The organism is Pseudomonas sp. ATCC 13867, assembly GCF_000349845.1.
Taxonomy (GTDB): domain Bacteria; phylum Pseudomonadota; class Gammaproteobacteria; order Pseudomonadales; family Pseudomonadaceae; genus Pseudomonas.
This window is the reverse complement of the sequence record NC_020829.1, coordinates 5,459,408-5,480,939: the sequence shown is the minus strand read 5'-3', so window position 1 is coordinate 5,480,939 and position 21,532 is coordinate 5,459,408. Positions and strand designations below refer to the sequence as shown.

The following is a 21,532-nucleotide window of genomic DNA, read 5'->3' as shown; positions in this document are numbered from 1 at the left end:
CAAGCTCGCTTACGAAAATCGCGCCGGCGCAAACCTGTAGGAGCGAGCTTGCTCGCGAACCTGATCCGGCGCCGGCCTTGCCGGTGGATCGCGGACAAAGTCCGCTCCTACGCAGAGCAAGCCTCAGCCTTTCAGCGGCTCGCTCCAGATTTCCACCTTCATCGTCTCGCTGCGCCCCGGCGCGACGCTCATCACGTCATCCCAGACCCGCGCGGTCTCGATGCAGAGCATGTTCTCCCAGGCATCGTCGGGGAACTGCGACAGGCGCGCGGCCTTGTCGATCCAGGGGTTCCACACCACCGCCGAGCGCGAGCCGCTGGCCTGGATGTGAATGCCTCGTTCCCAGAGCGGGTCGCGGATCACCAGGGGTTTCTCCACATCCAGGTAGATGCGGTCGGTTTCCCCGGCGATGCGCACCAGGCCGTGTTGCTGGCGCTCTTCCCAGTTTTCCAGGGTCTCGATGTAGCGGCAGCCCTGCAGGCCGTCGATGCCGATCTCGCGGCTGTTGCTCACCGCGAAGTAGGTGTGCAGCGCCTGGCTGACCGGCAGCGGCTTGTCGCCGAGGTTGTGGGTGGTCAGTTCCAGCGTCAGGCGTTCGCCGAGGCGCATCACCAGTTCCAGGCGCGCCGCGTGCGGCCAGCCGGGCAGGCCGTGGCGCGCGTCGACGCTGAAGTGCACGGCCAGCTCACCCTGCTCGTCGGCGATGTCATCCAGTTGCCAGTCCACCGCGCGTACCAGGCCGTGGGCCGGGGCGCTGTCGCCGGTGAAGGCGGTACGGACATCCACCGGGTTGCGCTCCAGGCTGCCGAACCAGGGCCAGCACACCGGCACACCGCCGCGCAGGGACTGGCCGTAGCGAAACTCGGCGGTTTCGCTCAGCCATACCAGCGGCGGCTGTTCATGGGGCTGGTAGCTCAGCAGCTGCGCACCCTGCTGGGCGATCAGGGCTTCCCCGTGGGCCGTGTGGATGCGCCAGCAGGGCAGTTCATCGACCCGCACCTGTTCGACGCGGGGAGTCTGGATATCGCTGCTCATGATGATCTCCGGTCGGAAAAAGTCAGTATCACCGATCCTCCGCACGCCGGGCAGTTCCCGGAGAATGAAAAGATCAGCGCTGACGCAGCGCCGCCAGGTGCGTTCGCTGCCGCCCCTCGGCGTCGAAGTTGGACCCGTCCAGCCAGGCATCGAAGGCGTGCTGGCAACGCGGCCACTCGCTGTCGAGGATGGCGAACCAGGCGGTGTCGCGGTTGCGGTCCTTCACCACCATGTGCTGGCGGAAGGTGCCCTCGAAGGTGAAACCCAGGCGTTGTGCAGCGCGCATCGAGCGGGCGTTGAGCGCGTTGCACTTCCATTCCAGGCGCCGGTAGCCCAGCCCGAAGGCCAGCCGGGCGAGCAGGTAGACCGCCTCGGTGGAGGCCGGCGTGCGCTGCATGACGCGAGCGAAGGCGATGTGGCCGATCTCGATCACGCCGTCCCTGGGAGTGATGCGCAGGAAGCTGAGCAGGCCGACGGCGTGGCCGCTGGCGCGGTCGATCACGGCGAAGAACATCGGGTCGGCGCTGGCGGCGTTGCCGGCGAGCCAGTCGTCGAAGCTCGCCCGTTCGCTGAACGGGCCGTAGGCCAGGTAGTCCCACAACAGTGGGTCGGCGTCGGGGCCTTGCAGCGCCTGCCACAGGTCGTCGCCGTGGGTGGCCGGGTCCAGGGGCGCCAGGTTCACGTAGCGGCCGGGCAGGGCGCGGCGTTCGGGGCTGGCGAGCGGGCGCCAGTTCAGGGGGTGCGGCTCGGTCATGGGGCGCTCCGGGTCAGAGGATCTTGCGGTACTGGACGAAGCCGGAGCGATCGGCGATCCGGTCGTAGAGGAACATGGCGTCGGTGTTGCTCTCGTGGGTCAGCCAGTGCACCCGTGAAGCGCCATTGGCGCGGGCGTCGGCGTAGACGTGCTCGATCAGCGCCGCGCCGATGCCGTCGCCGCGCTGGCCTTCGGCGACGTACAGGTCCTGCAGGTAGACGTAGTCGCCCTGGGTCCAGCAGGAACGGTGGTAGATGAAGTGCACCATGCCGATGGCCACTCCATCGCGCCAGGCGAGGGCCGCGTGCATGGGCTCGGAGGCATCGAGGAAGCGCTGCCAGGTGACGGCGCTGGTGGCATCAAGGATGGTTGTTTTGTAGAAGCGCTGGTAGCCCTGCCAGAGCGGCAGCCAGGCGGCGTGGTCGTCGGCGGTGATCGGGCGGATCTCGATGGCGGAAGACATGGTGACGGCCTTGCGTGGGTTGGAATGGTTCTAGCCTAGGCTGGGAATTGGTTCTGCTAAAGAGCCATTCATGGTGAAATCAAAGGAACCATTGCCGCTGTCCTGGAAGTCCTCCATGAGCGTTCCGCTGCCTTTCAATCCTTCCGGTATTTGTCTCGATCCCGCGTTGCCGCTGGGTGTACAACTGTTCCAGGCGCTGCGCGAACGCATCCTCGACGGTCGCCTGGCGGCACGCTCGCGCCTGCCGGCCAGTCGCGACCTGGCGGCGGCGTTGGGTGTGTCGCGCAATACCGTGGTGCGTGCCTACGAGCAGCTGTATGCCGAGGGTTACATCGAGGGGCGTACCGGCGATGGCACGTACGTGGCCGAACGGGTTCAGCCCTCGGTGGGTGCCGTGCGCAGCGAGGCACGCAACCCGGATGCGCCGTCACTGGAGCGCCTGGCCAGGCATCACCTGCCGCTGCCCCCCACTGGCGCGCCGCGCGCCTTCCGCGTCGGCGTGCCGGCCTTCGACCTGTTCCCCTTCGATACCTGGGCGCGGTTGCAGGCGCGCTTCTGGCGCGATCCGCCGCTGGATTGCCTGGGCTATGGCGACCCTGCCGGCGAACAGCGCCTGCGCGAACTGGTCGCCGCCTACCTGCGCAGCACCCGCGGCCTGCACTGCGACGCCGGGCAGGTCATCATCACCAGCGGCGCCCAGCAGGGCATCGCGTTGTGCGCCCAGGTGCTGCTGACGGCGGGCGACGGTGCGGCCATCGAGAACCCCGGCTACCGCGCTGCCGGTCATGCCTTCGCCACGGCGGGGGCGCGCCTGCATGGCGTGCCGGTGGATGCCGAGGGCCTGTGCACGGCGCAGCTGGAGGGGTTGTCGGACTGCCGGCTGGTCTACGTCACCCCATCGCACCAATACCCCACTGGGGTGACGCTGTCCCTGGCGCGGCGCCTGGCGCTGCTGGAGTGGGCCGAGCGCAGCGGCGGCTGGATCGTCGAGGATGACTACGATGGCGAGTACCGCTACAGCGGGACGCCGCTGATGCCGCTGGCCGCGCTGGACCGCCATGATCGGGTGCTCTACGTCGGCACCTTCTGCAAGATCGCCTTCCCGGCGCTGCGCCTGGGTTATCTCGTGGTGCCGCCAGCGTTGGCGCAGGCCTTCGCGCGCCGTCGCGCGCTGGATGTACGGCACTCGGAAGTCGGCACCCAGCGGGTGATGGCCGACTTCATCGCCGAGGGGCATTTCCAGCGTCACGTCCGCCGCATGCGCCGGGCTGCTCGAAGCCGCCGCGACGCCCTGTTGCGTGGCTGGCCGGCGGTCGCCGGCTGTGCGCCGATGCCGACGGTGGAGGCGGGTCTGCACCTGTGCGTGCGGGTCGACAGCCGCGAGCGCGAAGGCGAACTGGTGCAGCGCGCGGCGGCCGTGGGGGTGGAGGTGAATGCGCTGAGCGACTACTGGTTGCCGGAATCCACCGAGCCGGAAGATCAACGCGCCGGGTTGGTACTGGGCTTCGCGGCCGTGCCCGAAACGCGGATCGCCGAAGCGCTGCGGGTACTGCGCAAGGTCTGGGCCTGAGTGCAGGCCCCCCGGCGCCTTGTAACCCCCGGCTATTTCCTTAGCCTACTTACGAAGTTGGCGATGGGCACTACGCTCCCTAAAATGCTGCCCCTTCGAAAACACCGCCTGGAGTCGTCATGAGCCTAGTCCTGTCCACCGTTCCCGAGCGCAAGTCCGGCGCACTCCGGATCGCCTTCCTGTTGCTGCTGGTGGGGGCGCTGTTCCTCGCGCAGGCGGTCAGCGGTCGCCAGGCCCTGCTGTTCCTGGTCGGCGGTGCATTGGGGCTGACGCTCTACCATGCGGCCTTCGGCTTCACGTCCGCCTGGCGCGTGTTCATCCGCGAGCGCCGCGGCGCCGGCCTGCGCGCGCAGATGGTGATGCTGGCGCTGGCGGTGCTGCTGTTCTTCCCGGTGCTGGCTGCCGGCACGCTGTTCGGCGAGCCGGTGAAGGGGCTGGTCTCGCCGGCCGGGACTTCGGTGATCGTCGGCGCCTTCATTTTCGGCATCGGCATGCAGCTCGGTGGCGGCTGCGCCTCCGGCACGTTGTTCACCGTGGGTGGCGGCAATGCGCGGATGCTGGTGACCTTGCTGTTCTTCATCGTCGGCTCGGTGGTCGCCACCCACCATATCGGCTGGTGGTTCGCCCTGCCGTCGCTGCCGCCGATTTCCATCGTGCAGTCGCTCGGCCTGTTCCCGGCGCTGGCGCTGAGCCTTGCGCTGTTCGCCGCCATCGCCACCGTCAGCGTGGTGCTGGAGCGGCGCCGCCACGGTGTGCTGGAGCTGATCGCCAGCAATGGTGCACACGGGGCGGGTCGCTTCCTGCGTGGGCCCTGGCCGCTGGTCTGGGGTGCGGTGGCGCTGGCCTTGCTGAACTTCGCCACCCTGGCGCTGGCCGGACGCCCCTGGGGTGTCACCTCGGCCTTCGCCCTGTGGGGCGCGAAGGCGGCGGAAACCCTCGGCCTCTCCGTGCACGACTGGGCTTTCTGGCAGGCCGAGGCCAACGCCAAGGCGCTCGCCGCGCCGGTGTGGCAGGACGTCACCAGCGTGATGGACTTCGGCATCATGATCGGCGCATTGCTGGCCGCCGGCCTTGCCGGGCGCTTCGCACCGAGCCTGAAGATTCCGGCGCGCTCGCTGATCGCGGCGGTGATCGGCGGTCTGCTGCTCGGCTACGGCGCGCGCTTGGCCTATGGCTGCAACATCGGCGCGTACTTCAGCGGCATCGCCTCCGGCAGCCTGCACGGTTGGCTGTGGCTGGTGGCGGCGTTCTTCGGCAATGCCGTGGGCGTGCGCCTGCGGCCGATCTTCTTCCCCGCCGAACGCGTGGAAGAGCGCCTGACCGGCTGCTGAGTCAGTCGCGGCGGGGCGTCTCGCGCTCCGCCCAGTAGGTCTGCTTGTGCCCGCGCGCCTGGTAGTCCCGCGCCAGGGCTTCGGCCTCGGCGCGGGTCAGTTGGCGGCGCATGACGAAGCGGTTGCCGTTGTCGTCCAGGCGCAGCAGACACCAGTCCGGCTCATCAGGCATTGAAGGTCGAGGTCTTGCGCAGGCGCAGGGCGAGCAGTACCAGCATCACGCCGAAGAACACCGCGTAGGCGCCGATCACCCAGGCCACCGCGACCGCCCCGGCGCCGGGGTTGGCGATCATCATCACCCCGAACAGCACCGACAGCGCGCCGGAGAGTCCCAGCCACCATTCATTGGCCAATGCCTTGCGCAGGCGGATCGCCGCGACGATCTGCAGCACGCCGGTGACCAGCGCCCAGGCGGCAATCAGCATGAGCAGGCCCAGCGCCGTCAGTGCCGGCCAGAAGAACGCCACCAGCCCCGCGCCGACGCCCAGCAGGCCGACCAGTATCAGTGGCCAGATCGGCCGGCCTGACTCACGCATGCGCGCGGCGGCGAGCAGGGTGAACACGCCGTCGACGAAGGCGTAGGCGCCCCAGACCAGGACCAGCACGGCCAGGGCGATGGTCGGCCAGGCGATGGCCAGCACGCCGAAGACCACCGCGGCCACGCCGCGCAGGGCAATCCATTTCCAGTGCTGGCCGAGGGCTTGCCAGAGGGGGTTGTCGCTCATGTCCGTCTCCCGAGAGGTGTCGCTGAAACCATAGTCGCTCGCCAGGGCTTGCGCTTGAGCGGTCCAGATCAACGATCGGAAAAGAAAAGCCCGGCACGCGGCCGGGCGAAAGGGCCTGCCGAGGCAGGCGAGCAGCGCTCGGGGGCGCCGCTGGGGAGATCAGGTGGTTGGCGCCAGTGCCGGCGGCGAGGCGCGGCCGTGCAGTGCCTCGTAATCCGCCTTCATGGCCTTGTAGAGGCCGAACATGAACAGGATCAGCACCGCCGAGAACGGCAGGCCGGCCAGCACCACCACCGTTTGCATGGCGGTGAAGTTGCCGGCGAACAGCAGGCCGATGGTCACCAGGGTGATCACTGCCGACCAGAGGATGCGCAGCCAGTGCGGGGCGTCTTCGTCGAGGTCGCCGCCCTGGCGCGACAGGTTGGCCAGCATCACCGAGCCGGAGTCGGCCGGGGTGAGGAAGAGCACGAAGCCGACGAAGATCGACAGGCCGATCACGATCTTGGCGAAGGGGTAGTGTTCCAGCAGCAGGTAGATCGACATCGACGGCTGCTCCAGCGCGGCCTTGCCCAGGTCGACGGCGCCGTGGTTCATCACCAGGTCCATCGCGCTGTTGCCGAACACCGAGAGCCAGGCGAGGGTGAAGCCCAGCGGGATCAACAGTACGCCCATGACCAGTTCGCGCACGGTGCGGCCCCGGGAAATGCGGGCGATGAACATACCGACGAAGGGCGCCCAGGAAATCCACCAGGCCCAGTAGAACAGGGTCCACAGGCCCAGCCACTCCTCGTTCTTGCCGGCGCCGCCGCCGGTGTAGACGTAGAGGTCGAAGGTCTTGAGTACCAGCCCGTTGAGGTAGTCGCCCAGGTTCTGCACGAAGCCGTTGAGCAACTCCAGGGTGGAGCCGCAGACCAGTACGAACAGCAGCAGCGAGCTGAACAGCACGATGTTCAGGTTGGACAGCCGGCGGATGCCTTTCTCGATACCCGAGACCGCGGCCAGGGTGGCCACCAGGCTCATTACCAGCAGCACGATCAGCAGGGTGGTTTTCGAGTGCTCCATGCCGGTCAGGTATTCGATGCCCGAGGACACCTGCAGCGCGCCGATACCCAGGTTGGTCACCAGGCCCAACAGGGTGACGAAGATGCCGAAGCAGTCCACCGCATGGCCGGCGCCGCCCTTGACCCAACGCTCGCCGAGAATCGGCAGCAGCGCCGAACGCAGGGCCAGCGGCTGGCGGTGACGGTAGGCGAAGTAGCCGACGGCGAGGCCGACCAGCGCGTAGATCGCCCAGCCGTGCACGCCCCAGTGCAGGAAGGTCAGCTGCAGCGCCTGGCGGGCCGCCTGCGGGCTGCCGGCGGCGCCTTCCGGTGGATGGTAGAGGTGGTCGATGGGCTCGGAGGCGGCGAAGTACAGCAGCGAGATGCCGATGCCGGAAGAAAACAGCATGCCGGCCCAGGCGCCGTAGCTGAAGTCCGGCTTCTCGTGGTCGGCGCCGAGTTTCAGCTGGCCGTAGCGCGAGAACGCGACCCAGATGACGAAGAACAGATAGGCACCGATGACCAGCATGTAATACCAGCCAAAGCTGTGCGACAGCCAGGCCTGCGTGCGGCCCAGGAGCGCGCCGGCGCTGTCGGGGAAGAGAATGAGGGCGGCGGTCAGAACCAGGATCAGCGCGGTGGAACCGTAGAACACGATCGGATTCAGACGTACCTGCTCGTTTGTTTTTATTGGCGAAGCAGTACTCATTTGGAGGATGACCCCATGACAGTGAACGCATGGCGGCCGGCGACGGTGCGTAAGGCACGGCGACGGGCCGCTGACCACAGACACAGCATTGCCGCCGCGACACTTCCGGCCCGGATTCTGCGATCCTTGGGGGTTGGAAAGCGGCGCGGTGATGAACGGCGCGGGCCCGCATGCACGCAAGGCTCGGAGCGATTCACGAGGCGCAGCTTATTCTTAGTTGATTGAACGTTCAATAAAAACAAAATAGACTGGCCCAAGAAGTCGCCGGACGGTACAGGTACGTCCAGGCGAAGAGGAGATACGAAATGCCCAAGGTCGGTATGCAGCCGATTCGCCGCTCCCAACTGATCCACGCCACGCTCGAAGCGGTGGACCAGGTGGGCATGGGTGACGCCAGCATTGCCCTGATCGCCCGCCTGGCGGGGGTTTCCAACGGCATCATCAGCCACTACTTCCAGGACAAGAACGGTCTCCTGGAAGCGACCATGCGCCACCTGATGCTGGCGTTGAGCAAGGCCGTCGGCGAACGCCGCAAGGCCTTGAAGACTGACGAACCGCGTTCGCACCTGCGCGCGATCATCGAAGGCAACTTCGATGCGAGCCAGGTCAACGGGCCGGCGATGAAAACCTGGCTGGCGTTCTGGGCAGCCAGCATGCACCAGCCGTCGTTGCGCCGCCTGCAGCGGATCAACGACCACCGGTTGTATTCGAACCTGTGCTGCGAGTTTCGCCGGGTATTGCCGATCACCCAGGCGCGCTCGGCGGCCCGTGGACTGGCTGCACTGATCGATGGACTGTGGCTGCGGGGCGCGCTCTCGGGCGATGCCTTCGACACCCGGCAGGCGCTGGCCATCGCTTACGACTACCTCGACCAACAACTGGCGAAACAGACGGGATAGCCCGCCGCGCCAGCCTTGCGCACTGACACCTTATAAGAGAGGACACCTACCTCATGGCTCGATTCGAAGTACAGAAGCTCTACATTGGCGGTCGCTACGTGGAAGCCACCAGCGGCGCCACCTTCGAGACCATCAATCCGGCCAATGGGGAAGTCCTCGCCCAGGTGCAGCGCGCGTCGAAAGACGACGTCGAGCGCGCCGTGCAGGCGGCGGTGGAAGGGCAGAAAGTCTGGGCGGCGATGACCGCCATGCAGCGCTCGCGCATCCTGCGTCGCGCCGTGGACATCCTCCGCGAGCGCAATGACGAGCTCGCCGAGCTGGAAACCCTCGACACCGGCAAGCCGCTGGCCGAGACCCGCTTCGTCGACATCGTCACCGGCGCCGACGTGCTCGAGTACTACGCCGGCCTGGTGCCCGCCATCGAGGGCGAACAGATCCCGCTGCGCGAGACCAGTTTCGTCTACACCCGCCGCGAACCGCTGGGCGTGGTCGCCGGCATCGGCGCCTGGAACTACCCGATCCAGATCGCCCTGTGGAAATCCGCCCCGGCCCTGGCTGCCGGCAACGCGATGATCTTCAAGCCCAGCGAGGTCACCCCGCTGACCGCGCTGAAACTCGCCGAGATCTACACCGAGGCCGGCCTGCCCGATGGCGTGTTCAATGTGCTTACCGGCAGCGGCCGCGAAGTCGGCCAGTGGCTGACCGAGCATCCGCTGATCGAGAAGATTTCCTTCACCGGCGGCACCTCCACCGGCAAGAAGGTCATGGCCAGCGCCTCGAGCTCCTCGCTCAAGGAGGTCACGATGGAGCTGGGCGGCAAGTCGCCGTTGATCATCTTCGAGGACGCCAACCTCGACCGCGCCGCCGACATCGCCGTGATGGCCAACTTCTTCAGCTCCGGCCAGGTGTGTACCAACGGTACCCGCGTGTTCATCCCGCGCAACCTGCAGGCGCGTTTCGAGGCCAAGGTGCTGGAGCGCGTGAAGCGCATCCGCCTGGGCAGCCCGCAGGATGAAAGCACCAACTTCGGTCCGCTGGTCAGCTTCCCGCACATGGAGAGCGTTCTCTCCTACATCGAGTCCGGCAAGGAACAGAAGGCCCGCCTGCTGTGCGGTGGCGAGCGCGTCACCCAGGGCGAGTTCGGCAAGGGCGCCTACGTCGCGCCGACCGTGTTCACCGATTGTCGCGACGACATGACCATCGTCCGCGAGGAAATCTTCGGGCCGGTCATGAGCATCCTCGTCTACGACAGCGAAGACGAGGCCATCCGCCGCGCCAACGACACCGAGTACGGCCTGGCCGCCGGCGTCGTCACCCAGGACCTGGCCCGCGCGCACCGCGCGATCCACCGTCTGGAAGCGGGCATCTGCTGGATCAACACCTGGGGCGAGTCGCCGGCCGAGATGCCGGTTGGCGGGTACAAGCAATCGGGTGTCGGTCGTGAGAACGGTCTGACCACCCTGGCTCACTACACTCGCATCAAATCCGTGCAGGTAGAGCTGGGCGACTACGCCTCGGTGTTCTGACCGCCGCGAGCGAGCCCTGAACGGCCGGTCGCAGGCCCCACTCCCTGACCACCGGCCATCCCGAATACGCAGACACCGGCGCGCACGCGTCGCGGGCGGTGTCGTGCCTGAAAAAGAGGAAGGCCTGCATGTCCCAGGAATACGACTACATCATCATTGGCGCCGGCTCTGCCGGTAACGTATTGGCGACTCGCCTGACCGAGGACGCCGACGTCAGCGTCCTGCTGCTGGAAGCCGGCGGCCCGGACTACCGCGCCGACTTCCGCACCCAGATGCCGGCCGCGCTGGCCTACCCGCTGCAGGGCCGCCGCTACAACTGGGCCTATGTGACCGACCCCGAGCCGCACATGAACAACCGCCGCATGGAGTGCGGTCGCGGCAAGGGCCTGGGTGGCTCCTCGCTGATCAACGGCATGTGCTACATCCGCGGCAACGCCATGGACTTCGACGGCTGGGCGCAGGCCAAGGGCCTGGAAGACTGGACCTATCTCGACTGCCTGCCGTACTTCCGCAAGGCCGAGACCCGCGACATCGGTCCCAACGACTTCCACGGCGGCAGCGGCCCGGTGAGCGTCACCACGCCCAAGGCCGGCAACAACCCGTTGTTCCATGCGATGGTGGACGCCGGCGTGCAGGCCGGTTATCCACGTACCGAAGATCTCAACGGCTACCAGCAGGAAGGCTTCGGTCCGATGGACCGCACCGTCACTCCGCAGGGCCGTCGCGCCAGCACCGCGCGCGGCTACCTGGACCAGGCCCGCGAGCGGCCGAACCTGACCATCGTCACCCACGCCCTGACCGACCGCATCCTGTTCAGCGGCAAGCGCGCCATCGGGGCGACCTATCTGCACGGCGATGACAACGCCCTGAAGGAAGTCCGCGCCCGTCGCGAAGTGCTGGTGTGCTCGGGGGCCATCGCTTCTCCGCAACTGCTGCAGCGCTCCGGCGTCGGCCCATCCGCGCTGCTGCGTGACCTGGGCATCGAGGTGGTGCATGACCTACCCGGCGTCGGCCGGAACCTCCAGGACCACCTGGAGATGTACCTGCAGTACGCCTGCAAGCAGCCGGTCTCGCTGTACCCGGCGCTGCAATGGTGGAACCAGCCGCAGATCGGCGCGGAGTGGATGTTCCTCGGCACCGGCCTGGGCGCGAGCAACCAGTTCGAAGCCGGTGGCTTCATCCGTACCCGTCCGGAGTTCGAGTGGCCGAACATCCAGTACCACTTCCTGCCGGTGGCGATTAACTACAACGGCAGCAACGCGGTGAAGGAGCATGGCTTCCAGGCCCACGTGGGCTCCATGCGTTCGCCCAGTCGCGGCCGCATCAACCTGACGTCCCGTGATCCGCGCAAGCACCCGAGCATCCTGTTCAACTACATGTCCACCGAACAGGACTGGCAGGAGTTTCGCGATGCGATCCGCGTCACCCGCGAGATCATGAACCAGCCGGCGCTCGACCCCTTCCGTGGCCGCGAGCTCAGCCCGGGCCTGGACAAGCACAGCGATGCCGACCTGGATGCCTTCGTGCGTGAACATGCGGAAACCGCCTTCCACCCCTCCTGCTCCTGCAAGATGGGCGAGGACGACATGGCGGTGGTCGATGGCGAAGGCCGTGTACACGGGATGCAGGGGCTGCGCGTGGTCGATGCCTCGATCATGCCGCTGATCATTACCGGCAACCTCAACGCCACCACCATCATGATGGCCGAGAAGATCGCCGATAAGGTCCGTGGCCGCGAGGCGCTGCCCCGCAGTACCGCCGACTACTACAAGGCCAATGGTGCTCCGGTACGCGGAAAATCACTGCGCTGATTCCGAAGCGCAAAGACGAAAACGCCGGCAATAGCCGGCGTTTCAGTTTTCAACCACGACGCGGTGGAACCGGGCGGGTACGGCCACTGCCGTCGATAGCGACGAAGACGAATACCGCCTCGGTGACCTTGCGCCATTCGCTGGACAGCGGATCGTCGCTCCAGACCTCGACCAGCATGCGGATCGAACTGCGGCCGACTTCCAGCGATTGCGTATAGAAGGAGAGCTGCGCGCCAACGGCGACCGGGACCAGGAAGGCCATGCGGTCAATCGCCACGGTAGCGACGCGGCCGCCGGCGATGCGGCTGGCCATTGCGGTACCGGCGAGATCCATCTGTGCTACCAGCCAACCACCGAAGATGTCGCCGAAGCCGTTGGTCTCGCGCGGCAGGGCCGTAATCTGCAGGGCAAGGTCACCCTGCGGGATGGGATCTTCTTGTTCGAGCTCGATCATAGTTCAGGGCCTCTTGCCCCCGGCGTTCTCATGGTGAGGTTGTGGAAAAACTCTCCCAAGACACCTGTCGGCGCAAGGCCTTGGGACAGCTTTTGATCGGCCTGGCTGCATTATATAGAGCAAGAACCTCTACGACGACCGTAGGGTTTCGAGTTTGCACCGGGCCGGGCATGCCTGTGTCGTCTCCGTGCAATTTGCTATGGTTCGGCTCCGGTGGCCCGCTGCCGCCGTCATCTGCCTTGCCTGCCGAGAATAATCACAATGCCTTCTGTGAACGCTCCTGCCGCGCCCGCGTCACGTCCGTTGACCCGCAGCGACTACAAGACCCTGTCCCTGTCTGCTCTGGGTGGCGCCCTGGAATTCTACGACTTCATTATCTTCGTCTTCTTCGCCACCGTGGTCGGCAAGCTGTTCTTCCCTGCCGACATGCCCGAATGGCTGCGCCAGCTGCAGACCTTCGGCCTGTTCGCCGCCGGTTACCTGGCCCGGCCGCTGGGCGGGGTAGTCATGGCCCACTTCGGCGACCTGCTGGGCCGCAAGAAGATGTTCACCCTGAGCATCTTCCTGATGGCGGTGCCCACACTGATCATGGGCCTGCTGCCCACCTATGCGCAGATCGGCATCTGGGCGCCGTTGGCCCTGTTGCTGCTGCGCGTCATCCAGGGCGCCGCCATCGGCGGTGAAGTACCGGGCGCCTGGGTCTTCGTCGCCGAGCACGTTCCGCACCGTCATGTGGGCTATGCCTGCGGCACACTCACCTCGGGTCTGACCGCCGGGATCCTCATCGGTTCGTTGGTGGCAACCCTGATCAACAGCGTTTACAGCGCCGAGGAAGTGCAGGGCTATGCCTGGCGGATTCCCTTCCTGCTGGGCGGCATCTTCGGCCTGTTCTCCGTCTACCTGCGCCGCTGGCTGCACGAGACGCCGGTATTCGCCGAGCTGCAACTGCGCAAGCAACTGGCCGAGGACGTCCCGCTGGGCGTGGTGGTGCGCGAACATCGACCGGCGGTGGTGCTGTCCATGCTGCTGACCTGGGTGCTCTCGGCCGCCATCGTCGTGGTGATCCTGATGACCCCATCGGTACTGCAGACCGTGTACGGTTTCGACGCGGCGACCGCCTTGAGGGCCAATAGCCTGGCCATCGTCTTCCTCAGCGTCGGCTGCATTCTTGCCGGACGCCTGGCAGATCGTTTCGGTGCAGGCCGCACCTTTATATATGGCAGCATCCTGCTGGGCGTCGTCTCCTGGACCTTCTATGCCAGCCTCAAGGTGCATCCGGACTGGCTATTCCCTCTATATGCGGTGACCGGCCTGTGCGTCGGTGTCATCGGCGCAGTGCCCTATGTCATGGTGAATGCCTTCCCACCGGTGGTGCGCTTCACCGGCCTGTCCTTCTCCTACAACCTGGCCTACGCCATCTTCGGTGGCCTGACGCCCATGGTGGTTGCTCTCCTCATGAAGGAAGACCCGCTGGGGCCGGCCTACTACGTTGTAGCATTGTGCGTGGTTGGCCTGCTGGTGGGTGCTTACCTGTTGCGCCAGGAGCGCAGGTTGGTAGGGCAGGGAATGGCCATAAACTGATCGATCAGACAGTTTTTTGCAGAAAGTTTGAAAAAGTCGTTGACGGGTCGCTTCAAGTCCCTATAATGCGCATCACTCCCAGCGACGAAGCGCTGAAAGAGCTTGAAAATCAAGCACTTACAGAATCTCTAGTTGAGGGTGGTGGTCAGGCGGGTGGGTCACTTGCCGCTTTCAGCTCGCCGCTCCGGCAGCGGTTGAAAGAAGATCATCGAGGTGCTTGACAGCGAGTTTGATCGCTGTAGAATGCGCCTCCCGCTGATGCGAAGGTTTCCTTCGCAGAAGCACAAGCGATTGAGTAGAAAAGAAATTTTCGAAAAATAAAGCTTGACGGAAAGAGAGGTTAGCGTAGAATGCGCGCCTCGGTTGAAGCGAAAGCCTTAACCAACTGCTCTTTAACAAGTCGAATCAAGCAATTCGTGTGGGTGCTTGTGATGTAAGACTGATGATCGACTGATTATCAGCAACGCAAGTAACACTCGTGAATTCGAGAGTTTTAGCTCATTAAATTGAGCATGCGATTGCTGAGCCAAGTTTAGGGTTTTCGCAAAACCCAAGCAGTATTGAACTGAAGAGTTTGATCATGGCTCAGATTGAACGCTGGCGGCAGGCCTAACACATGCAAGTCGAGCGGATGAGTGGAGCTTGCTCCATGATTCAGCGGCGGACGGGTGAGTAATGCCTAGGAATCTGCCTGGTAGTGGGGGACAACGTTTCGAAAGGAACGCTAATACCGCATACGTCCTACGGGAGAAAGCAGGGGACCTTCGGGCCTTGCGCTATCAGATGAGCCTAGGTCGGATTAGCTAGTTGGTGGGGTAAAGGCCTACCAAGGCGACGATCCGTAACTGGTCTGAGAGGATGATCAGTCACACTGGAACTGAGACACGGTCCAGACTCCTACGGGAGGCAGCAGTGGGGAATATTGGACAATGGGCGAAAGCCTGATCCAGCCATGCCGCGTGTGTGAAGAAGGTCTTCGGATTGTAAAGCACTTTAAGTTGGGAGGAAGGGCAGTAAGTTAATACCTTGCTGTTTTGACGTTACCAACAGAATAAGCACCGGCTAACTTCGTGCCAGCAGCCGCGGTAATACGAAGGGTGCAAGCGTTAATCGGAATTACTGGGCGTAAAGCGCGCGTAGGTGGTTTGGTAAGATGGATGTGAAATCCCCGGGCTCAACCTGGGAACTGCATCCATAACTGCCTGACTAGAGTACGGTAGAGGGTGGTGGAATTTCCTGTGTAGCGGTGAAATGCGTAGATATAGGAAGGAACACCAGTGGCGAAGGCGACCACCTGGACTGATACTGACACTGAGGTGCGAAAGCGTGGGGAGCAAACAGGATTAGATACCCTGGTAGTCCACGCCGTAAACGATGTCGACTAGCCGTTGGGATCCTTGAGATCTTAGTGGCGCAGCTAACGCGATAAGTCGACCGCCTGGGGAGTACGGCCGCAAGGTTAAAACTCAAATGAATTGACGGGGGCCCGCACAAGCGGTGGAGCATGTGGTTTAATTCGAAGCAACGCGAAGAACCTTACCTGGCCTTGACATGTCCGGAATCCTGCAGAGATGCGGGAGTGCCTTCGGGAATCGGAACACAGGTGCTGCATGGCTGTCGTCAGCTCGTGTCGTGAGATGTTGGGTTAAGTCCCGTAACGAGCGCAACCCTTGTCCTTAGTTACCAGCACGTTATGGTGGGCACTCTAAGGAGACTGCCGGTGACAAACCGGAGGAAGGTGGGGATGACGTCAAGTCATCATGGCCCTTACGGCCAGGGCTACACACGTGCTACAATGGTCGGTACAGAGGGTTGCCAAGCCGCGAGGTGGAGCTAATCCCATAAAACCGATCGTAGTCCGGATCGCAGTCTGCAACTCGACTGCGTGAAGTCGGAATCGCTAGTAATCGTGAATCAGAATGTCACGGTGAATACGTTCCCGGGCCTTGTACACACCGCCCGTCACACCATGGGAGTGGGTTGCTCCAGAAGTAGCTAGTCTAACCGCAAGGGGGACGGTTACCACGGAGTGATTCATGACTGGGGTGAAGTCGTAACAAGGTAGCCGTAGGGGAACCTGCGGCTGGATCACCTCCTTAATCGAAGATCTCAGCTTCTTCATAAGCTCCCACACGAATTGCTTGATTCACTGGTTAGACGATAGGTTTGCTGCTCGGTTGGTTTGAGCGCGCCCCCGGCTCTTGGATAGAGAGCGGGTGAGGTCGACAAGCTGCCAAAGCCCGAACGATTGGGTCTGTAGCTCAGTTGGTTAGAGCGCACCCCTGATAAGGGTGAGGTCGGCAGTTCGAATCTGCCCAGACCCACCAATTGTTGTGGTGTGCTGCTGATCCGATGGGGCCATAGCTCAGCTGGGAGAGCGCCTGCTTTGCACGCAGGAGGTCAGGAGTTCGATCCTCCTTGGCTCCACCATTAATCGTCGAAAGCTCAGACAGGAATGTTCGGTGAACGAACCTTGCTGTCTGGTCTTTGTGCCAGAACCGTTCTTTAAAAATTTGGGTATGTGATAGAAGTAGACTGAATAATCTCTTTCACTGGTGATTATTCAAGTCAAGGTAAAATTTGCGAGTTCAAGCGCGAATTTTCGGCGAATGTCGTCTTCACGTTCGAGACAATAACCAGATTGCTTGGGGTTATATGGTCAAGTGAAGAAGCGCATACGGTGGATGCCTTGGCAGTCAGAGGCGATGAAAGACGTGGTAGCCTGCGATAAGCTTCGGGGAGTCGGCAAACAGACTTTGATCCGGAGATCTCTGAATGGGGAAACCCACCTGGGATAACCTAGGTATCTTGTACTGAATCCATAGGTGCAAGAGGCGAACCAGGGGAACTGAAACATCTAAGTACCCTGAGGAAAAGAAATCAACCGAGATTCCCTTAGTAGTGGCGAGCGAACGGGGACTAGCCCTTAAGCTTCTTTGAATCTAACAGAACGCTCTGGAAAGTGCGGCCATAGTGGGTGATAGCCCCGTATGTGAAAGGTTCTTTGAAGTGAAATCGAGTAGGACGGAGCACGAGAAACTTTGTCTGAATATGGGGGGACCATCCTCCAAGGCTAAATACTACTGACTGACCGATAGTGAACCAGTACCGTGAGGGAAAGGCGAAAAGAACCCCGGAGAGGGGAGTGAAATAGAACCTGAAACCGTATGCGTACAAGCAGTGGGAGCCTACTTGTTAGGTGACTGCGTACCTTTTGTATAATGGGTCAGCGACTTATATTCAGTGGCGAGCTTAACCGAATAGGGAAGGCGTAGCGAAAGCGAGTCTTAATAGGGCGTTTTAGTCGCTGGGTATAGACCCGAAACCGGGCGATCTATCCATGAGCAGGTTGAAGGTTAGGTAACACTGACTGGAGGACCGAACCCACTTCCGTTGAAAAAGGCAGGGGATGACTTGTGGATCGGAGTGAAAGGCTAATCAAGCTCGGAGATAGCTGGTTCTCCTCGAAAGCTATTTAGGTAGCGCCTCACGTATCACTCCAGGGGGTAGAGCACTGTTTCGGCTAGGGGGTCATCCCGACTTACCAAACCGATGCAAACTCCGAATACCTGGAAGTGTCAGCGTGGGAGACACACGGCGGGTGCTAACGTCCGTCGTGAAAAGGGAAACAACCCAGACCGTCAGCTAAGGTCCCAAAGTTATGGTTAAGTGGTAAACGATGTGGGAAGGCTTAGACAGCTAGGAGGTTGGCTTAGAAGCAGCCACCCTTTAAAGAAAGCGTAATAGCTCACTAGTCGAGTCGGCCTGCGCGGAAGATGTAACGGGGCTCAAACCATACACCGAAGCTACGGGTGCATCGCAAGATGCGCGGTAGAGGAGCGTTCTGTAAGCCTGTGAAGGTGAGTTGAGAAGCTTGCTGGAGGTATCAGAAGTGCGAATGCTGACATGAGTAACGACAATGGGAGTGAAAAACTCCCACGCCGAAAGACCAAGGGTTCCTGCGCAACGTTAATCGACGCAGGGTTAGTCGGTCCCTAAGGCGAGGCTGAAGAGCGTAGTCGATGGGAAACAGGTTAATATTCCTGTACTTCTAGTTACTGCGATGGAGGGACGGAGAAGGCTAGGCCAGCTTGGCGTTGGTTGTCCAAGTTTAAGGTGGTAGGCCGAACACTTAGGCAAATCCGGGTGTTCAAGGCCGAGAGCTGATGACGAGCTTTCTTTTAGAGAGCGAAGTGGTTGATGCCATGCTTCCAGGAAAAGCTTCTAAGCTTCAGGTAACTAGGAACCGTACCCCAAACCGACACAGGTGGTTGGGTAGAGAATACCAAGGCGCTTGAGAGAACTCGGGTGAAGGAACTAGGCAAAAATGGCACCGTAACTTCGGGAGAAGGTGCGCCGATGAGGGTGAAGCATTTACTGCGTAAGCCCATGTCGGTCGAAGATACCAGGCCGCTGCGACTGTTTATTAAAAACACAGCACTCTGCAAACACGAAAGTGGACGTATAGGGTGTGACGCCTGCCCGGTGCCGGAAGGTTAATTGATGGGGTTAGCGAAAGCGAAGCTCTTGATCGAAGCCCCGGTAAACGGCGGCCGTAACTATAACGGTCCTAAGGTAGCGAAATTCCTTGTCGGGTAAGTTCCGACCTGCACGAATGGCGTAACGATGGCGGCGCTGTCTCCACCCGAGACTCAGTGAAATTGAAATCGCTGTGAAGATGCAGTGTATCCGCGGCTAGACGGAAAGACCCCGTGAACCTTTACTGTAGCTTTGCACTGGACTTTGAGCCTGCTTGTGTAGGATAGGTGGGAGGCTTTGAAGCGTGGACGCCAGTTCGCGTGGAGCCATCCTTGAAATACCACCCTGGCATGCTTGAGGTTCTAACTCTGGTCCGTCATCCGGATCGAGGACAGTGTATGGTGGGCAGTTTGACTGGGGCGGTCTCCTCCTAAAGAGTAACGGAGGAGTACGAAGGTGCGCTCAGACCGGTCGGAAATCGGTCGCAGAGTATAAAGGCAAAAGCGCGCTTGACTGCGAGACAGACACGTCGAGCAGGTACGAAAGTAGGTCTTAGTGATCCGGTGGTTCTGTATGGAAGGGCCATCGCTCAACGGATAAAAGGTACTCCGGGGATAACAGGCTGATACCGCCCAAGAGTTCATATCGACGGCGGTGTTTGGCACCTCGATGTCGGCTCATCACATCCTGGGGCTGAAGCCGGTCCCAAGGGTATGGCTGTTCGCCATTTAAAGTGGTACGCGAGCTGGGTTTAGAACGTCGTGAGACAGTTCGGTCCCTATCTGCCGTGGACGTTTGAGATTTGAGAGGGGCTGCTCCTAGTACGAGAGGACCGGAGTGGACGAACCTCTGGTGTTCCGGTTGTCACGCCAGTGGCATTGCCGGGTAGCTATGTTCGGAATAGATAACCGCTGAAAGCATCTAAGCGGGAAACTAGCCTCAAGATGAGATCTCACTGGGACCTTGAGTCCCCTGAAGGGCCGTCGAAGACTACGACGTTGATAGGTCGGGTGTGTAAGCGCTGTGAGGCGTTGAGCTAACCGATACTAATTGCCCGTGAGGCTTGACCATATAACACCCAAACAATTTGCGTGTTGTACGGTGAAGACGTAACGAACCGAAAGTTCGTGAGAACCGCAAATTACCTGTCACATACCCGAATCGGGATGAGCGTGTGCGCAAGCCACGAGCGTCCGAAAGAATTGCTTGACGACCATAGAGCGTTGGAACCACCTGATCCCATCCCGAACTCAGTAGTGAAACGACGCATCGCCGATGGTAGTGTGGGGTTTCCCCATGTGAGAGTAGGTCATCGTCAAGCTCCTATCCCAAAGCCCCTGATCAGCACTGCTGGTCGGGGCTTTGCTTTTGCGCGCGGGAAAGTGAGCCAGGTGATGTGGCGCTCGGTAGCCAGCCTGGGGCGATTGTGCGGACTGTTCGCTCCTACAAAAGCGGATTGAGGCTGTGGCCGATTTGAGGCGGGTCGGTTCCTCGTAGGAGCGTGCTTGCTCGCGAACCGATCAACCCGCTGCGAGCTTGAAGTCATCGCGGACAGCGTCCGCTCCTACGGGTGCAATGCCCTGCGAGTTCTCGATGATGGGGGCGGTGGCGAATGGATGCTCTATGGCTGCATTTCATCGGTTATGACGGCGTGCTGGGCTGGTCTGGTTCGCGAGCAAGCTCGCTCCTGCGAGCGTACAGATCGCTTCGGTGGCTCTGGGATACGTTTTTCACTGCTGTTCTGTGGCTGTTTTCCCCGGCCATGACGCTTGCGTAATTCGCTGATGGCATTTCATCCAACTGTCACATTCGCGTCATAGAGTCTTCATGCGGCCTGACGATACTGGCCCCCGTTCCATCCAACCCCATTCTCCTCAAGGAGCAAGGCATGAAACTCAAGCGTTTGATGGCGGCCCTGACTTTTGTCGCCGCGGGCGTAGGCACTGCTAGTGCGGTTGCCGCAATTGATCCGGCTCTGCCGGAATACCAAAAAGCCAGCGGTGTGTCGGGCAACCTGTCGAGCGTCGGCTCCGACACTCTGGCCAACCTGATGACCATGTGGGCCGAAGAGTACAAGCGCCTGTACCCGAACGTGAACGTGCAGATCCAGGCCGCCGGCTCTTCCACCGCACCGCCGGCTCTGACCGAGGGTACTGCCAACCTGGGCCCGATGAGCCGCAAGATGAAGGATGTCGAGCTGCAGGCCTTCGAGCAGAAGTACGGCTACAAGCCGACTGCTGTTCCGGTTGCCGTGGACGCCCTGGCCATCTTCGTGCACAAGGACAACCCCATCAAAGGCCTGACCATGCAGCAGGTCGACGCCATCTTCTCCTCCACCCGCCTGTGCGGCGGCAAGTCGGAAGTGAAGACCTGGGGCGATTTGGGCCTGACCGGCGACTGGGCCAACAAGCCGGTGCAACTGTTCGGCCGTAACTCCGTCTCCGGCACCTACGGCTACTTCAAGGAAGAAGCCCTGTGCAAAGGCGACTACAAGCCGAACGTGAACGAGCAGCCGGGTTCGGCTTCCGTGGTTCAGTCGGTCAGCCAGTCGCTGAACGGCGTGGGCTACTCCGGTATCGGTTACAAGACCGCCAGCGTGAAGACCGTTGCCCTGGCCAAGAAGGCAGGCGGCGAGTTCGTCGAGGACAATGAGGCGAACGCCCTGAACGGCACCTACCCGCTGTCGCGCTTCCTCTACGTCTACGTCAACAAGGCGCCGAACAAGCCGCTGAACCCGCTGGAAGCCCAGTTCCTGAAGATGGTGCTCTCCAAGTCCGGCCAGCAGGTTGTCGTGAAAGACGGCTACATCCCGCTGCCGGCGAAAGTCGCGGAAAAAGCGAGCAAGGAGCTGGGTCTGTAATCAGCCCGCCAACCGGGCGGCCAGCGCCGCCCGGCATGGGCTGACGCCAACCCGACCGGGCCCGCCAGCATGGCTCTGCTGGTGGGCTTTGTCGCGTCACCTCCATGTCATCTTTCTGTCACACAGAGCCGCTAGGGTGTCACTGCATGAACGACCTGGCCAACTCCCCGATGACTTCTTCTCTCCCCGAGCGGATCGATTTCAATACGCCTGCGCTACAGCGCAAGCGTCGCATGCGTGCGCTCAAGGATCGACTCACCCGCTGGTACGTGCTGGTTGGCGGCCTCGCCGTCCT

15 protein-coding genes, 2 tRNA genes and 3 rRNA genes are annotated in these 21,532 nt (G+C 62.2%); 13 read left to right on the top strand and 7 right to left on the bottom strand.

All coding sequences use genetic code 11. From position 1 onward, the window contains the following. Positions 1 to 123: 123 nt before the first annotated feature. The 3 genes from H681_RS24540 to H681_RS24530 all read right to left on the bottom strand — a co-directional run bounded on the left by H681_RS24540 (position 124) and on the right by H681_RS24530 (position 2,252). Positions 124 to 1,035: a D-hexose-6-phosphate mutarotase gene (locus tag H681_RS24540; protein WP_015479599.1), complete on the bottom strand. Its 912-nt coding sequence runs from the start codon at positions 1,033 to 1,035 to the stop codon at positions 124 to 126. A gap of 73 nt (positions 1,036 to 1,108) precedes the next feature. Continuing rightward, entirely contained in the window at positions 1,109 to 1,789 is a 681-nt protein-coding gene (locus H681_RS24535) for a GNAT family N-acetyltransferase (RefSeq protein WP_015479598.1), read from the bottom strand. Between the two features lie 13 nt (positions 1,790 to 1,802). Next, entirely contained in the window at positions 1,803 to 2,252 is a 450-nt protein-coding gene (locus H681_RS24530) for a GNAT family N-acetyltransferase (RefSeq protein ID WP_015479597.1), read from the bottom strand. Between the two features lie 115 nt (positions 2,253 to 2,367). On the opposite strand from H681_RS24530, the gene pdxR reads away from it, so the two are divergent. Together pdxR and H681_RS24520 are read left to right on the top strand one after the other, a co-directional pair. Beyond that, positions 2,368 to 3,822, top strand: coding sequence for a MocR-like pyridoxine biosynthesis transcription factor PdxR (pdxR, locus tag H681_RS24525; RefSeq protein ID WP_015479596.1), 1,455 nt, complete (start codon positions 2,368 to 2,370; stop codon positions 3,820 to 3,822). A 119-nt stretch (positions 3,823 to 3,941) separates the two neighbouring features. Then, the gene (locus tag H681_RS24520) at positions 3,942 to 5,153 is read left to right on the top strand and encodes a YeeE/YedE family protein (protein ID WP_015479595.1); all 1,212 of its coding nucleotides are present in this window, start codon (positions 3,942 to 3,944) and stop codon (positions 5,151 to 5,153) included. A gap of 1 nt (position 5,154) precedes the next feature. Here H681_RS24520 and H681_RS26720 read toward each other — a convergent pair whose 3' ends face one another. The 3 genes from H681_RS26720 to H681_RS24510 form a co-directional block, all read right to left on the bottom strand. Then, positions 5,155 to 5,325 carry a hypothetical protein gene (locus tag H681_RS26720; protein WP_015479594.1) on the bottom strand — a complete coding sequence of 57 codons (171 nt, stop codon included), beginning with the start codon at positions 5,323 to 5,325 and terminating at the stop codon, positions 5,155 to 5,157. Then, entirely contained in the window at positions 5,318 to 5,878 is a 561-nt protein-coding gene (locus H681_RS24515) for an HdeD family acid-resistance protein (RefSeq protein ID WP_015479593.1), read from the bottom strand. Before H681_RS24515 ends, H681_RS26720 begins: the two co-directional genes overlap by 8 nt. Positions 5,879 to 6,037: 159 nt before the next feature. After that, the gene (locus tag H681_RS24510; protein ID WP_015479592.1) at positions 6,038 to 7,573 is read right to left on the bottom strand and encodes a BCCT family transporter; all 1,536 of its coding nucleotides are present in this window, start codon (positions 7,571 to 7,573) and stop codon (positions 6,038 to 6,040) included. A 359-nt stretch (positions 7,574 to 7,932) separates the two neighbouring features. Between H681_RS24510 and betI the strand changes: the two genes are divergently transcribed. From betI to betA, 3 genes are all read left to right on the top strand, one after another. Then, the gene (gene betI / locus H681_RS24505; RefSeq protein ID WP_015479591.1) at positions 7,933 to 8,526 is read left to right on the top strand and encodes a transcriptional regulator BetI; all 594 of its coding nucleotides are present in this window, start codon (positions 7,933 to 7,935) and stop codon (positions 8,524 to 8,526) included. A gap of 53 nt (positions 8,527 to 8,579) precedes the next feature. Continuing rightward, the gene (gene betB / locus H681_RS24500; RefSeq protein WP_015479590.1) at positions 8,580 to 10,052 is read left to right on the top strand and encodes a betaine-aldehyde dehydrogenase; all 1,473 of its coding nucleotides are present in this window, start codon (positions 8,580 to 8,582) and stop codon (positions 10,050 to 10,052) included. Positions 10,053 to 10,180: 128 nt separating this feature from the next. Beyond that, complete coding sequence (gene betA / locus H681_RS24495) at positions 10,181 to 11,863, top strand: choline dehydrogenase (protein WP_015479589.1); 1,683 nt, start codon at positions 10,181 to 10,183, stop codon at positions 11,861 to 11,863. Between the two features lie 49 nt (positions 11,864 to 11,912). Here betA and H681_RS24490 read toward each other — a convergent pair whose 3' ends face one another. Next, positions 11,913 to 12,317, bottom strand: coding sequence for an acyl-CoA thioesterase (locus tag H681_RS24490; protein WP_015479588.1), 405 nt, complete (start codon positions 12,315 to 12,317; stop codon positions 11,913 to 11,915). 261 nt (positions 12,318 to 12,578) lie between these two features. Between H681_RS24490 and H681_RS24485 the strand changes: the two genes are divergently transcribed. The 8 genes from H681_RS24485 to pstS all read left to right on the top strand — a co-directional run bounded on the left by H681_RS24485 (position 12,579) and on the right by pstS (position 21,237). After that, positions 12,579 to 13,898: an MFS transporter gene (locus H681_RS24485; protein WP_041712270.1), complete on the top strand. Its 1,320-nt coding sequence runs from the start codon at positions 12,579 to 12,581 to the stop codon at positions 13,896 to 13,898. Positions 13,899 to 13,963: 65 nt separating this feature from the next. Next, the gene (locus H681_RS26525; RefSeq protein WP_157883358.1) at positions 13,964 to 14,119 is read left to right on the top strand and encodes a hypothetical protein; all 156 of its coding nucleotides are present in this window, start codon (positions 13,964 to 13,966) and stop codon (positions 14,117 to 14,119) included. Positions 14,120 to 14,460: 341 nt separating this feature from the next. Then, positions 14,461 to 15,997: ribosomal RNA gene (locus H681_RS24480) — 16S ribosomal RNA — on the top strand. Between the two features lie 151 nt (positions 15,998 to 16,148). Continuing rightward, positions 16,149 to 16,225 (top strand) — tRNA-Ile (locus tag H681_RS24475). Positions 16,226 to 16,252: 27 nt separating this feature from the next. Beyond that, a tRNA-Ala gene (locus tag H681_RS24470) sits at positions 16,253 to 16,328 on the top strand. A 227-nt stretch (positions 16,329 to 16,555) separates the two neighbouring features. After that, positions 16,556 to 19,448: ribosomal RNA gene (locus H681_RS24465) — 23S ribosomal RNA — on the top strand. Between the two features lie 134 nt (positions 19,449 to 19,582). Then, positions 19,583 to 19,698, top strand: a 5S ribosomal RNA gene (rrf, locus tag H681_RS24460). Together the 16S, 23S and 5S rRNA genes with 2 tRNA genes alongside form the textbook arrangement of a ribosomal RNA operon. Positions 19,699 to 20,265: 567 nt before the next feature. Continuing rightward, on the top strand, positions 20,266 to 21,237 hold the full coding sequence (gene pstS, locus H681_RS24455) for a phosphate ABC transporter substrate-binding protein PstS (protein ID WP_015479586.1): 972 nt from the start codon (positions 20,266 to 20,268) through the stop codon (positions 21,235 to 21,237). The last annotated feature ends 295 nt before the right edge of the window (positions 21,238 to 21,532 follow it).